We start from the raw sequence: 12177 nt of genomic DNA, 5'->3' as shown, positions 1-12177 counted from the left end.
GGTTTGAAGGTTGAAGCGGCTGACGCTACGGCAGCGCGCCGATGAAGCGGTTGGTGTAGTAGTCGTCGGCGGGCAAGGCCTGCTTGACGATGCCCTCGTCGCTGAAGAAGCGCACCGACTGGGCGACGCGCTCGGGCTGCATTTCGCCCAGGCGCTCTTGCTGGCCGTACACGTAGCGGGTGTACAGCGCCAGGATCTGCTGCACCTTCTGCTCCTTGCCCTGGTAGGCGGGCACCGCCATGGCGAAGGTTTTTGCCGCCTGGGCCGGGTCCTGGAGAATGTCGCGCAGGCCCATCAGGGTGCCGGTGACCATCTTCTGCACCAGTTCAGGGTGGTTGGCGATGGCGTCATCGGAAGCCAGGATCGACTGCGCCATGCCGTCGAACATCTGCGCCTGGGGGATCAGTTGCAGCGTGCGCCCGGCCTCCTCGGCATTCACCACCCAGTCGGGCGAACCGGCCATGGCATCGGCCTTGCCGTCGGCCAGCAACTGCCACACCCCGGCGGGCCCGGCGGCCTGGATGTTGACCTCGTCCTTGCCGATGCCGGCCTTGCGCAGCGAGGCCAGCAAGGCGTAGTACAGCGAGTCGGAGTAGGACATCACCGTCACCGTCTTGCCGCGCAATTGCGCAAGGCTGTCGATGTGCTGGGCGGCGTCGGTGGCCAGCAGGGTGTAGCCATGGGTGCCCAGTACGGCCACGTTGCGCACCGGCACGCCGTTGGCGCGGACGATGATCGGCACGTCGCCGCTGGCGGCGCCGAACAGGGCATTGCCGGCGCCGACCTGCTTGGCCACGTCGACGCCGCCCTTGGCCGCCACCCAATTGACCCGCAGGCCCAGCTGGGCGTAGTAGCCCTTTTGCTGGGCGATGATCCAGGGGGCGAAGCCTGGCAGGTTGGGTGGGGCGGGCATCAGGAAGGTGACGTCCTGGGGCTCGGCGTGGGCCAGCGGGGTAAACAATATCAAGGTCAAGCACCAGCGGATCAGAGGTTTCATGGGATGACACCTTGGTTGTTTTGGGATTTGTGGGGGCCTTTTCCCGAGCTTCGCTCGGTCCCACACCTTTCGCGGCAGTGGTGTCAGTGGGGCAAAGCTCTTAGCTTTTGGCGGCTACGCAGTTGAACCTGCAGTGCCTCCAAAAGCTGTGTGCTTTGCCTCACTGACACCACTGCCGCGAAAGGTGTGGGACCGAGCGAAGCTCGGGAAGCAGACAACACCGATCTACCTATCGCGACTACCATGCACCGCAAAAAACTTCGCACCCTGCATGGCCTGCCCCACCGCCTCTTCATAGGCAGCACGCACATGCTCCGGCTGCCCCGCCTGCCCGAAGAAGTCCTTCAGGTAAGGACCCAGCAGCGGGTGCGCCGCCAACTGCTCACGCGGCAAGCCCTCGATCAGCTCATCGCGACACGCCGACGGCAGGTACACATCGCGGTTCTTCTCCGGGTCCAGGATCAGCCCCTTGGGCACATGCGCCGGGTCTTCGCGCAACGCGTCCAGTTCCTCGAAAAACCGTCGGCGCATCATCACGATGCCGCGGTCACTCTGCCCCAGGTGTTCGCGGGTACGGTCGGTGACGGTGCCCTGCCCCACCCACACCACGAAGTCCTGGTTGGCCACGTGGCTGGTGATCCAGCGGCCGGTGACCGGGTCCTTGATGGGGCCGTACCAGGTGGGGATCTTGTCCTGCACGTAGGGTTCCTGCTCGCTGGGCACGCGGCTGAATACCCAGAGAATGCTCAGGGTGCGGTAGTCATCGATGGGCACGCGCCATTCGAAGTGATGGCCCAGGTAGAAGCCGTTAGGCCACAGGGTGACGCGGCCCACGTTCCACATCACGTTGTCGGCGGCCTCGCCTTCGCGCAGGCGGCGGTAGACGAAACCGTGTTCGAATTCATCGAAGGCCAGTTGCAGGTGAGTGCCCACGTAGTCGACGTCGTCGCTTTGCTGGCGCAGGGTCCAGTTGTTGTGGGTCCACTCGAAATGCACCGGGTCGATGGAGTTCTCCTGGCACTGGAACCAGTTGCAGGGGATCTCGGCGCAGACCACCTGGGCGAAGCCGTTCTTGTAGTTGAACAGCTCCCAGTCCGGCAGCTGCGGCGCGGGCGCCGGGCCCAGGTAGGCCCACAGCAGGCCGGCCTTGGCCACCACGGGGTAGGCCTTGATCTTGGTTTTGTTGCGCATGCGTCCGCTGGGGTCGCAGGTGTCTTCGTAGGGCTGGTGCAGGCAGCCGCCACTCTTGTCGAACTGCCAGCCGTGGTAGCTGCAGCGCAGGCCCGTCTGCTCGACGTAGCCGTAGGACATGTCAGCGTTGCGGTGCGGGCAGCGGCGGTCCATCAGGCCGTAGGTGCCGCTCAGGTCCTTGTACAGCACCAGGTCCTCGCCCATCAGAGTCAGGGTCTTGATGGCCTTGTCGTCGAACTCGCTTTCGCCGGCGATGGGTTGCCAGTAGCGGCGCAGGTAATCGCCCATGGGCGTGCCCGGGCCCACTTGGGTCAGGGTCTTGTTCTTTTCTTCACTGAGCATCGGCTGTGCCTCATCAGGGATCGTGTTGTTATGGGTTCAAGCCAGGGCGACGTTCCAGGCGTCGTAGCCGTAGACCCAGTCGGCGTTGCCGCCGGCCTTGAGCCACTGGTTGCCGCGCGAGCCGATCTGGATCTGGCTGGCGCGCGCAAGGCGTGCGGTCTGGTAGGTATCGAGCGCGGTGCCCAGGTCGGTGCCGGGCAGGCTCAGCGCACGGGCCAGCACCACGGCGTCCTCGATGGCCTGCCCGGCGCCCTGGGCCATGAACGGCATCATCGGGTGGCAGGCGTCGCCCAGCAGGGCCAGGCGGCCCTGGGTCCAGTGGGGCAGCGGGTCGCGCTCGTACAGGGCGGTTTTCAGCACTTCGTCGCAGGCGTGCAGCAGCGCCACGGCATCGGGGTGGAAGTCGGCGTAGGCGCTTTGCAGTTCGCTGACGCTGCCGCGGGTGGTCCAGCTTTCCAGGTGCCAGGTGGCCTGGGCGGTGGTGGCGAAAATGAAGATGTCGCGGCCGCGGTTGAGCGGGAAGGTGACGATCTGGCTTTCGGGGTTGGGGCCCCACCATTTGGTGAAGGCTTGCAGGTCGGGCACGTGGGCCACCTTGCTGGCCGGCACCACGGCGCGGTAGGCCACCACGCCGGTAAAGCGTGGTTGCTCAGCGCCGAACATGGCCGCGCGCACGGCTGAATGGATGCCGTCGGCGCCGATCACCAGGTCGGCCTGGGCTTGCGTGCCGTCGACGAAGGTCAGGGTGACGCCGGTTGCGTGCTGCTCGATGGTTTCGCAGCGTTTGGCGAACTGCACGTTTTCCAGGGGGAAGGCACTGGCCAGTGCGGCCAGCAGGTCGGCACGGTGGATGGTCAGTTGCGGCGCGCCGTATTGCTGCTCGGCGCTGTCGCCCATGGCCAAGCGTGAGGTTTCCTCGCCGCTGTCCCACAGGCGGCTGATGCGGTGGGTGGGCCGGGCGGCCGGTTCACGCACGGCGGCGCCCACGCCCAGGCCGTCGAGGGCGCGCACGGCGTTGGGGGTCAGGTTGATGTCGGCGCCGACGCGCATGAAGGCCTGGGCCTGTTCGAAGACCGTGACCTGGTGACCGGCGCCGCGCAGGGCGATGGCCGCGCACAGGCCGCCGATGCCGGCGCCGATGATGGCAATGTTCATGGTGGTGCTCTCCTCTGGTGGATGCACAGCACCAATGCAGATTGAATGCCATTAATTCCTTTTTTAAGGAATTAAATTAAAAGCGATGAATATCAATGGGTTGATGGGTTTCACTAACGGAACATCCACCCTTGAAACAGCCCGTGCACCAGCCTGCAGCGAATTGTCACCCCGCTACCCAAAATGGTGTTTCCCCACGGTATGATTGCGCTCCATGGACATACCAACCGAAAAGAAAAAGCGCGGACGCCCGGCGCAAAAGGTCGCGATTGGCCGCGAAGGCCTGATCGACGCCACCCTGGAGTTGCTGCGCAGCATCGCGCCCACCGACCTGACCCTGCAGGACATTGCCCGCCAGGTGAACGTCGACCCGGCGCTGATCCGCTATTACTTCGGCGGCAAGGACGGCCTGCTGCGCGCCGCCACCCTGCATTTGATGGACGTCACGCAACTGGGCGCCCAAGCGTTGGCGGAAGGTCAGGACGTGGAGGCGATGTTGTATGGGCGCATTCGCCTGATCATCGACATCGGGCGGCAGAACCCGCATTTTGTGCAGTTGGTGCTGCGCGAGATCTACCAGGGCAATGACCCGCAGCCCGGTGAAGTGCTGGACCTGATTGCCCAGCGCGGCGTGGCCTTGAGCGAGGCGATCCTGCAGGCCCGCCCGGCGGCGCCGGGGTTGCCCCAGGTGGATGCGCGCATGCTGCATGTGGCGCTGGTGGGGGCTTGTACCTTCTTTGCTACCGCGCAGCCGCTGTTCGGGGTGTTGTTTGCCGGCAGCAGTGATGAGGTGTTGGCGGAGCAGTATTCGCGGTTTTTGACGGGGTTGTTGCTGCGCGGTATTGGTATCCCCGCATAACCGCTGCCTCGCTGCCTGCCGCAGCAGCTACAGGTGCGCCGTAGCCGCTGCCGTAGGCTGCGCTGGCCTTATGCCTCGCTGAAAATCTTCAGGGTTCACGCTGGCCAGCGCAGCCTGCGGCAGCGGCTACAGGGATGGCGCCAGTGGTCTAGTCTTGCTCTCACACCAGCACGGGGAGCTCTCTGGACATGCGCAGAAGGACAATGCGGAAACTGGCGGCAGTGGCCGGCGCCGGGGTGTTTGTCGCAGGGGTGGTGCTGTCTGCCTGCCTGGCCGTGCAACACGGTCGTGACGCGGCGCGCGAGGTGTTGGGCAGTCTGGCCGCCGATGTCATCCACCGCTCTGTCAGCACCCAGGCGCAGGTCGACCAGATCGTCAACGCCCAGCGCAGCGCGGGGCTTGCGCCCTGCTCGCCCGACCACCTGGCGCTGATGCAACGCCTGCTGCTGGAAAGCAGCTACCTGCAGGGCCTGGCCTATATCCAGGGCAATCAGTTGCTGTGTTCCACCGTCCCTGTGCCCCAGGGCGGCATCGACCTGGGTGCTGCCGACCATGTGACCGTGCGCAGCGGCCGGCGCTGGACCCACCTGACACTGCCCGCCATCCCCGATAACACTTTCGTGGTCAACGAGCACGAAGGCTACGCCGCGATCATCGTCCCCTCGCTGGTGCTGGACGTCGGCGGTGGGCAAACCGACATCGCCATCACCCATTTCCGCAACAGCGACGCCAGCATCGTGCGCACCCGCGGCGAGTTCAAACCGGCGTGGCTGCGCCAGTACCACCTGCAACCCACCTCGTTTTTCGACGACGGCATGCTGGTGTTCATCCAGCCCTCCACCGACAACGACTCTTCGGTGGTGGCCGCCATGCCGGAAGGCCGCGTGGCGCAATTGGTCTTTGCCAACCTGCCGGGCTACCTGCTGGCCGGCGGCGTGATCGGCCTGATGCTGGGCGCAGGGCTTTATATAGGCGTGCGCCAGCGGCTGTCGTTCAAAGCCCAACTGCTGCGGGCGCTGAAGCGGCGCGAGTTCTTCCTGCTGTACCAGCCGGTGATGAACCTGCGCACCGGCGAGTGCGTGGGCGCCGAGGCCTTGATCCGCTGGAACCAGCCGGAAAAAGGCTTCATCAGCCCGGTAGTGTTTATCCCCGCCGCCGAGGCCAACGGCCTGATCCAGAAGATCACCGCCCAGGTGATGGAGATGGTGGCCGAGGACTCGGTGCAACTGATCAGGGACCACCCCGACACCCATATTGCCATCAACTTTTCCGCCGAAGACCTGCACTCCGTGGAAACCGAGCAGCGCCTGCAGACCCTCATCGGCGCGGCAGGTGGCACCTCGGACAACATCCTGATCGAGGCCACCGAGCGCGGCCTGATGGTGCCGGACAAGGCCAAGGAGGTGCTGGTGTCGATCCGTGCCAAGGGCTTCAAGGTAGCCATCGACGACTTCGGTACCGGCAATTCGAGCCTGTCGTACTTGTCCACGTACGACCTGGACTACCTGAAGATCGACAAGGCGTTTGTCGACGAGATCAGTAACGATCGCGCCAGCAGCCCCCTGTTGTTCCACATCATCGAGATCGCCCGTTCGCTGGGGCTGAAGATGATTGCCGAAGGCGTGGAAACCGAGCACCAGCGCAACGTGCTGCGCGAGGCCGGGGTGCAGATGGCCCAGGGGTGGTATTTCGGCAAGCCGATGCCGATCAGTGATTTGCGGGCGTTTATCTATCGCTGCAAGCAGCAGGCACGCGAAGCCTCCAAGGTGATTCCATAGCTGAAACGGCGTCGCCTGCATCGCGAGCAAGCTTTGCTCCCACAGTGTCACTGCAAACACCGATGTAAGCCTTGACACTGTGGGAGCAAAGCTTGCTCGCGATGAGGCCGCCAGCAGCGCCTCAGGAGTCAAGTTTATCCCCAGCACTGCGGTGCCGGCGGCAGCGCTCGGAGCAGTAACGCACTTCATCCCAGCACCCCGCCCAGCGCTTGCGCCAGGTAAACGGCAAGCCACATACCACGCAGGTCTTGCTCGGCAGATGCGCCTTCTTCATATCCGCTCCCCCGCATCCAGCCGCGCCAGCAACCGCTCGCCACGCTGCCACAACGCTTCACGCCGCTCGGCCGGCAAGCCATTGAGGTTGAGGTACACCGGCGCCAGGCGCGGGTTGTCGCCCAGCGTCTGGCGATGACGCATCAGAAAATGCCAATACAGGGCATTGAACGGGCAAGCGTCCTCCTCCACCGCACGGTCCACCCGGTAACGGCACGCCCCACAGTGATCGGACATGCGCTGGATATAGCGGCCACTGGCGCAATAGGGCTTGGAGCCCAGAAACCCGCCATCCGCATGCATGACCATGCCCAAGGTGTTGGGCAACTCTACCCAATCGAATGCGTCCAGATACACCGCCAGGTACCACTCGCAAATTTCCGGCGGTGCAATTCCCGCCAACAGGGCGAAGTTGCCGGTCACCATCAGCCGCTGAATGTGGTGGGCATAGCCCAGCGTCATGGTCTGGCCGATCACCTGGGCCATGCAGCGCATGTCGGTGTCGGCGGTCCAGTAAAACTCGGGTAGCGCGCGCTGGTTGCCCAGGCCATTGAGGTTGGCGTACTCGGGCATGCGCAGCCAGTAGATGCCGCGCACGTACTCGCGCCAGCCGATCAGCTGGCGGATATAGCCCTCGGCCGCATTGAGCGGCACCCGGCCTTGGCGATAGGCGTTGTCGACATCCGCGCACAGTTGCCGCACGTCCAGCAGACCGATGTTCAACGCCGCGCTGATGCGCGAGTGGAACAGGAAGGGCTCGCCTTCAGCCATGGCGTCCTGAAAGTCACCGAAAGCCGCCAGGCCAAAGTCCAGAAAGTGCTGCCACAGCGCCTGCGCCTGGGCATGGGTGACCGGGTAATCGAAACCGTCGAGGCTGCCGTAGTGGTCGCTGAAACGTGCGCGCACCAGCTCGATCACCTCCAGGCTAATGGCATCCAGGGTGAAATGCGCGGGGAACGGCCCGCGCAACCGCCGTGGCAAAGCCTTGCGGTTTTCACGGTCGAAATTCCAGGCACCGCCCACGGGGCCGCCGTCGGCCTCCATCAGCAGGCCGCTGCGCTTGCGCATGCCGCGGTAGAAGTCCTCCATGCGCAACTGCGGGCGGTCCCCGGCCCAGCGGGCGAAGGCCTGGCGGGAGCAGAAGAAGCGGCGGTCGGCGTGCCACATCAACGGCAGGCCGCATTCAGCCATGGCCTGTTCCAGGCGCCACTCGCCGCACTCGGTGACATGCACTTCGCAAGCATCGAGGGCGGCCTGCCAACGGCGCAGTTCACCGGCGATGCTGCCCGTGTTGCCAGGCGCATCGAGGGTGACGTAGTGCACGGTCCAGCCCTGCTCGCGCAGGGCCTGGGCGAAGTGGCGCATGGCCGAGAAAATCAGCACGATCTTTTGCGGGTGATGGGGCACGTAGCGCGCCTCGCCCTCCACCTCCGCCATCAGCAGCGCGTCACGGGTGGGGTCCAGTGCCTGGAGCAGATCAAGGTTGAAAGACAGCTGATCGCCCAGCACCAGGCCCAGGCGCAGTGGGCCACTCATGGCGACTGGCGACGGAAGAACAGGGTCACCTCACCCACATCCACGCCCAGTTTGCTCATGCGCGTGCGGTTGATCAGGGTGTCGGCGTCCATCTGGTACATCCAGTCGTCCATGTCCATCACCCAGTGCTTGCCATCCACCGGCAGGTCCAAGCGGTACCGCCAGTGCAGCGCATTGCCTGCCACCTCACCCACCGCCTCCCCCACCACATCGCCCGCACGGCCACGCCAGCGGCCGGGGCCGTCGGGGGTCAGGGTCCAGATGCGTTGCTGGCGGGTGCCGTCGCTGTAGACAAAACGCTCATCCAGAATCAGCCGCTCGCCTTCGCGGTGGCTGTCGATGGTCACGTGAAACCGCTTGGCGACCTCGCCGGAGCGCTTCTGGAACATGCCCCAGGCTTGCACAGGTTTGGAGAAGAAGGCGACCAGGTCCAAGGTGGGACGCTCGTTGGCGTAGTGCTGGACGTTGACGCTGGTGCAACTGCTCAGCAGCAGGCAGGCCAGTAGAGCCAGGCATGTGCGCATCGTCTTCTCCTGCGGTTGATACTTACCATAATTGTACAGCATTTCATTTATGTACAGGTTTCTTAAAAAACCTATACACCTGTAGCCGCTGCCGAAGGCTGCGCTGGCCCCTGAGTACACTGAAAATCTTCAGCGCGGCCCCGGGCCAGCGCAGCCTCGCGGCAGCGGCTACGGTGCGTGTCGGCACGCCGTTACGTCTGACAAACAAGGTTTCGCATTTCTTGTAGGAGACTTCTGATTTTGCCGTGTAAGCTCCCCAGCGTCTTGTGCAGGCACTAACCTGCCCGCCGTCGCCCGTCTCGGCGATCGGGTTTGGTAGCCCGGCATGCACATGCGCATTGCGCCGTTCAACGGTGGCCGTGCGTAGGGCACCTTTGTGTGCGCCGGGTCCTGTGCACCGGTCTACCAACCTGCGTACGGCCGCCACCCATCGTTTGGTAGCGATAGGTTCGGCTCCATGCATTCTGTACAGGATTGACTGATGAACGACTCTCTCAACACCGCGCCACACGCTTTCGGCGATTGCGACATCAACCAACGACCCTTGTTTGCCGTGAATGGCGGCATCGCGCTGGAGGATGCGCTGGTCAATATCTCGCAGTTGCTGAAATGTGCGGGTGAAACCGCTTATGGACTGTCCGATTGCGGGCTGCCACAACGGGAGCTGATCGGCGCGACGCTACATTGGCCTGACGCTGGATGAGCAGGCCAAAGCCACGTAAGCGTACCCCCCTGTAGCAGCAACTGTCTTTGTGGGAGTGGGCTCTGCCCACGAAAAACACACCGCGATGCGTCAGGAATCCGCGCGCCCTTCTTCGCGGGTAGAACCCGCTCCCACAGAGAGTGGTGTAGCAGCTGCCGAAGGCTGCGTCACGGACACCGCGGTGGTTCAGCAACTGCGCGGCGCCTGTGACGCGGCCTTGCGGCCGCTGCTACAAGTCAGCGTACCCACCGCGTCTGTAGCCGCTGCCAAAGGCTGCGCTGGCCCTTGATTACACTGGAAATTTTCCGAAAAACGCAGTTCCGGCGCCGCCTTGCAGGATCGAATTTAGGACGATAGTGCAGCTGCTAGCACAATGCGGTTGAGTTTCATCGCCACAATAGTATTATCCGCCGCCCAACCCTGACGGATCTGCTGTTTCACGTTCACTGCATACACGCTGCACGCGTATGCCTTTTTTCCTTCAAGCATAAATAAATTCCGAGAGCAGCCCCATGCACGGCACTGCCACTGCCAAATCCGAGCCGAACGCCCTTGCCACCGGCAACGTTCAGCGACTGAGTTTCTTCGTGTTTTCCCTGTTTTTCATTTTCGGCAGCATCACCAGTCTCAATGACGTGCTGATCCCGAAACTCAAAAGCCTGTTCAGCCTGACCTACGCCCAGGCCATGCTGGTGCAGTCTTCGTTCTTCCTGGCCTATGTGATTGCCTCCATCCCCGCCGGCCTGCTGCTGGCCCGGGTGGGTTACATGCAGGCGGCGGTGATTGGCCTGGTGACCATGGCCGCCGGCTGCCTGCTGTTTGTGCCGGCGGCGCTGGTAGGCTTGTTCGGCGCGTTTCTGGGCGCGTTGTTCGTGCTGGCCATCGGCGTGACCATCGTGCAAGTGGTGGCCAACCCGCTGATCAACCTGCTGGGCCCGACCAAGACTGCCCACAGCCGCGTCACCTTCGCCCACGCCTTCAATTCCCTGGGCACCACGGTGGCGCCGTACCTGGGCGCGATCCTGATCCTGGGCACGCTCAACGCCGTGGACCCCGCCAGCCTGTCGCCGGCCGCCCTCACCGCGTTCCTGGCCGAAGAAGCCCAGGTCATCAGCCACACCTACCTGGGCATCGCCCTGGCCCTGGTGGCCGTGGCCCTGGTGGTGTGGCAGCAGCGCAAGCAACTGCCCGCCGGCATTCACACTGCGCCCAGCAACCCGCTGCAGGCCCTGAGCCTGCTCAAGCGCCCGCGCTTTGCCCTGGGCGCGGCCAGCCTGTTCTTCTACGTGGGTGCGGAAGTGGCCATCGGCAGCCTGCTGACCAACTTCCTGATGCAGGACAACACCTTCGGCTTCAGCGCCGAACTGGCCGGCAAGCACGTGGCCTACTACTGGGGCGGGGCCATGGTTGGCCGCTTCATTGGTGCGGCATTGCTGCGCCGCTTCGCACCGGGCAAGGTCCTGGCCTGCGCGGCCACCTGCTCGATCCTGCTGATCCTGCTGGCCGCCAACAGCGAAGGCGCGGTAGCCGGCTGGTCGATCCTGGCCGTGGGCCTGTTCAACTCGGTGATGTTCCCCACCCTGTTCGCCCTGGCCTGTGAAGGGCTGGGCGCCCGCTCGGCCGAAGGCTCTGGCCTGATCTGCTGCGCCATCGTCGGCGGCGCCATTGTGCCGCCGCTGACCGGCCTGGTCGCCGACTTCAGCACCCTGTCGTTCTCCCTGCTGGTACCTGCGGTGTGCTACGCCGCCATCGCCTTCTACGGCTGGTACACCCGCCGTCCCGCCAAACACGCCTGACCCTGTGCAGGCTGGCGCCGCCCCACGCGGCGCCGACCCTGCGACCAAAGCATGACCCGCCCCGGGTGCGTAGGGCCGTTTTCTTGCCTATGCTGCCTGAAACCAAGAACATGAAAGCCTTTGTTTAGCGGGTCACTGCCATGAGTCATTTGAGCGCCCTATTGCGCCGCATCGGCGCGGCCGGGCTGATCGCGGCCCTCGCCCAGCCTTGCAGCGCCATTGCCCACACCCTTGATCTGCACCTGCCTGACGCCCCGCCCCTGACCTTTGCGAACGACCACGGCCGCCACGGCATCGTCGGCGACATCACCCTCAAGGCGGCCACCCTGGCGGGTTACGATCTGCACCTGATTACCCTGCCCTGGTCCCGAGCGCAGCAGACCGCGCGCGCGGGCAAGGATCAGCTGATCATCCCCCTGTCGCGCACCCCGGACCGCGAAACCCACTACACCTGGGTTGCGCCGGTGATCAGCATGGACCGGGCATTCTTCAGCCTGGACAAGCGCGTCGACAGCTTCGAGCAGGCGCGCCGCACCTATGCTCGCATCGCCGTCGGCCGCGGCAGTGCCCAAGAGCAGAAACTGCGTGAGGAAGGCTTCAGCGAGTCGCAGATCTACCCGGTGAAGATCGGCGAAAACCCTGCGCAGTTACTGCTGCTGGGCCGGGTGGACGCCTGGTTCAACGGCATCCCGGAAACCCGCACCATCTGGCCACAGGTGTCCAGCAAGCCACTGTTGATGAGCCCTGGGCTGATGCGCACGGATTTATATGTGGCGTGCTCGAAGGCCTGTGATGCGCAGATGGTGCAACGGCTGGCGGAAGCGGTGCGGCGGTTGAGGGAGGATGGGACGGTGGCGAAGGTGCTGGCGGCTTACCTGCCTGATCAGGAAGGCAGCGCTGTTGCGCAATAAATCGAAGGCGGACGAGGCGACCTTACAGACATAACTGGCCCGAAACCGATGTGGGACCGACGGGGCAGGCCATCCTGGGAACCTCGGGAAGCGCCGCGCGGGCGGCGCTCGA

The 12177-nt window shown here is 64.3% G+C and carries 11 protein-coding genes; 5 read left to right on the top strand and 6 right to left on the bottom strand.

Translation table 11 applies throughout. The features are described from left to right. Nucleotides 1-25: 25 nt before the first annotated feature. The 3 genes from ACZ9GA_RS08605 to ACZ9GA_RS08595 all read right to left on the bottom strand — a co-directional run bounded on the left by ACZ9GA_RS08605 (nucleotide 26) and on the right by ACZ9GA_RS08595 (nucleotide 3685). Nucleotides 26-997 (bottom strand): ABC transporter substrate-binding protein, encoded by a 972-nt coding sequence (locus ACZ9GA_RS08605; protein WP_457363086.1) that lies wholly within the window; start codon nucleotides 995-997, stop codon nucleotides 26-28. A gap of 225 nt (nucleotides 998-1222) precedes the next feature. Further along, nucleotides 1223-2530, bottom strand: coding sequence for a Rieske 2Fe-2S domain-containing protein (locus ACZ9GA_RS08600; RefSeq protein WP_457363087.1), 1308 nt, complete (start codon nucleotides 2528-2530; stop codon nucleotides 1223-1225). A gap of 36 nt (nucleotides 2531-2566) precedes the next feature. Further along, nucleotides 2567-3685: an FAD-dependent monooxygenase gene (locus ACZ9GA_RS08595; RefSeq protein ID WP_457363088.1), complete on the bottom strand. Its 1119-nt coding sequence runs from the start codon at nucleotides 3683-3685 to the stop codon at nucleotides 2567-2569. Between the two features lie 214 nt (nucleotides 3686-3899). On the opposite strand from ACZ9GA_RS08595, the gene ACZ9GA_RS08590 reads away from it, so the two are divergent. Further along, entirely contained in the window at nucleotides 3900-4544 is a 645-nt protein-coding gene (locus tag ACZ9GA_RS08590; protein ID WP_457363089.1) for a TetR/AcrR family transcriptional regulator, read from the top strand. 203 nt (nucleotides 4545-4747) lie between these two features. Next, a complete protein-coding gene (locus ACZ9GA_RS08585) occupies nucleotides 4748-6322 on the top strand; it encodes an EAL domain-containing protein (RefSeq protein ID WP_457363090.1) in 1575 nt (524 codons plus the stop codon). A 121-nt stretch (nucleotides 6323-6443) separates the two neighbouring features. On the opposite strand, the gene ACZ9GA_RS08580 is transcribed toward ACZ9GA_RS08585, so the two are convergent. The 3 genes from ACZ9GA_RS08580 to ACZ9GA_RS08570 are packed head-to-tail and all read right to left on the bottom strand — an operon-like array spanning nucleotide 6444 to nucleotide 8655. Further along, nucleotides 6444-6596 (bottom strand): DUF2256 domain-containing protein, encoded by a 153-nt coding sequence (locus ACZ9GA_RS08580; RefSeq protein ID WP_457363091.1) that lies wholly within the window; start codon nucleotides 6594-6596, stop codon nucleotides 6444-6446. Beyond that, nucleotides 6593-8119: a cryptochrome/photolyase family protein gene (locus tag ACZ9GA_RS08575; protein WP_457363771.1), complete on the bottom strand. Its 1527-nt coding sequence runs from the start codon at nucleotides 8117-8119 to the stop codon at nucleotides 6593-6595. Before ACZ9GA_RS08575 ends, ACZ9GA_RS08580 begins: the two co-directional genes overlap by 4 nt. Before the next feature lie 8 nt (nucleotides 8120-8127). Continuing rightward, nucleotides 8128-8655: a DUF3833 domain-containing protein gene (locus tag ACZ9GA_RS08570; RefSeq protein ID WP_457363092.1), complete on the bottom strand. Its 528-nt coding sequence runs from the start codon at nucleotides 8653-8655 to the stop codon at nucleotides 8128-8130. A 481-nt stretch (nucleotides 8656-9136) separates the two neighbouring features. Here ACZ9GA_RS08570 and ACZ9GA_RS08565 point away from each other — a divergent pair, with 481 nt between their 5' ends. The 3 genes from ACZ9GA_RS08565 (at nucleotide 9137) to ACZ9GA_RS08555 (ending at nucleotide 12065) form a co-directional block, all read left to right on the top strand. After that, on the top strand, nucleotides 9137-9358 hold the full coding sequence (locus ACZ9GA_RS08565) for a DUF3077 domain-containing protein (protein ID WP_457363093.1): 222 nt from the start codon (nucleotides 9137-9139) through the stop codon (nucleotides 9356-9358). A 512-nt stretch (nucleotides 9359-9870) separates the two neighbouring features. Continuing rightward, nucleotides 9871-11154 carry a sugar MFS transporter gene (locus ACZ9GA_RS08560; protein ID WP_457363094.1) on the top strand — a complete coding sequence of 428 codons (1284 nt, stop codon included), beginning with the start codon at nucleotides 9871-9873 and terminating at the stop codon, nucleotides 11152-11154. A 140-nt stretch (nucleotides 11155-11294) separates the two neighbouring features. Further along, on the top strand, nucleotides 11295-12065 hold the full coding sequence (locus ACZ9GA_RS08555; RefSeq protein WP_457363095.1) for a substrate-binding periplasmic protein: 771 nt from the start codon (nucleotides 11295-11297) through the stop codon (nucleotides 12063-12065). Nucleotides 12066-12177 lie beyond the last annotated feature (112 nt).

The sequence above is a fragment of the Pseudomonas sp. TE3644 genome, from assembly GCF_056278815.1.
This window is presented reverse-complemented; position numbering and strand designations above follow the sequence as displayed.

Coding starts and splice junctions, on each gene's coding strand:
- ACZ9GA_RS08555 (WP_457363095.1), top strand. CDS start 11,295: ATGAGTCATTTGAGCGCCCTATTGCGCCGCATCGGCGCGGCCGGGCTG.
- ACZ9GA_RS08605 (WP_457363086.1), bottom strand. CDS start 997: ATGAAACCTCTGATCCGCTGGTGCTTGACCTTGATATTGTTTACCCCG.
- ACZ9GA_RS08585 (WP_457363090.1), top strand. CDS start 4,748: ATGCGGAAACTGGCGGCAGTGGCCGGCGCCGGGGTGTTTGTCGCAGGG.
- ACZ9GA_RS08580 (WP_457363091.1), bottom strand. CDS start 6,596: ATGAAGAAGGCGCATCTGCCGAGCAAGACCTGCGTGGTATGTGGCTTG.
- ACZ9GA_RS08600 (WP_457363087.1), bottom strand. CDS start 2,530: ATGCTCAGTGAAGAAAAGAACAAGACCCTGACCCAAGTGGGCCCGGGC.
- ACZ9GA_RS08590 (WP_457363089.1), top strand. CDS start 3,900: ATGGACATACCAACCGAAAAGAAAAAGCGCGGACGCCCGGCGCAAAAG.
- ACZ9GA_RS08595 (WP_457363088.1), bottom strand. CDS start 3,685: ATGAACATTGCCATCATCGGCGCCGGCATCGGCGGCCTGTGCGCGGCC.
- ACZ9GA_RS08565 (WP_457363093.1), top strand. CDS start 9,137: ATGAACGACTCTCTCAACACCGCGCCACACGCTTTCGGCGATTGCGAC.
- ACZ9GA_RS08570 (WP_457363092.1), bottom strand. CDS start 8,655: ATGCGCACATGCCTGGCTCTACTGGCCTGCCTGCTGCTGAGCAGTTGC.
- ACZ9GA_RS08560 (WP_457363094.1), top strand. CDS start 9,871: ATGCACGGCACTGCCACTGCCAAATCCGAGCCGAACGCCCTTGCCACC.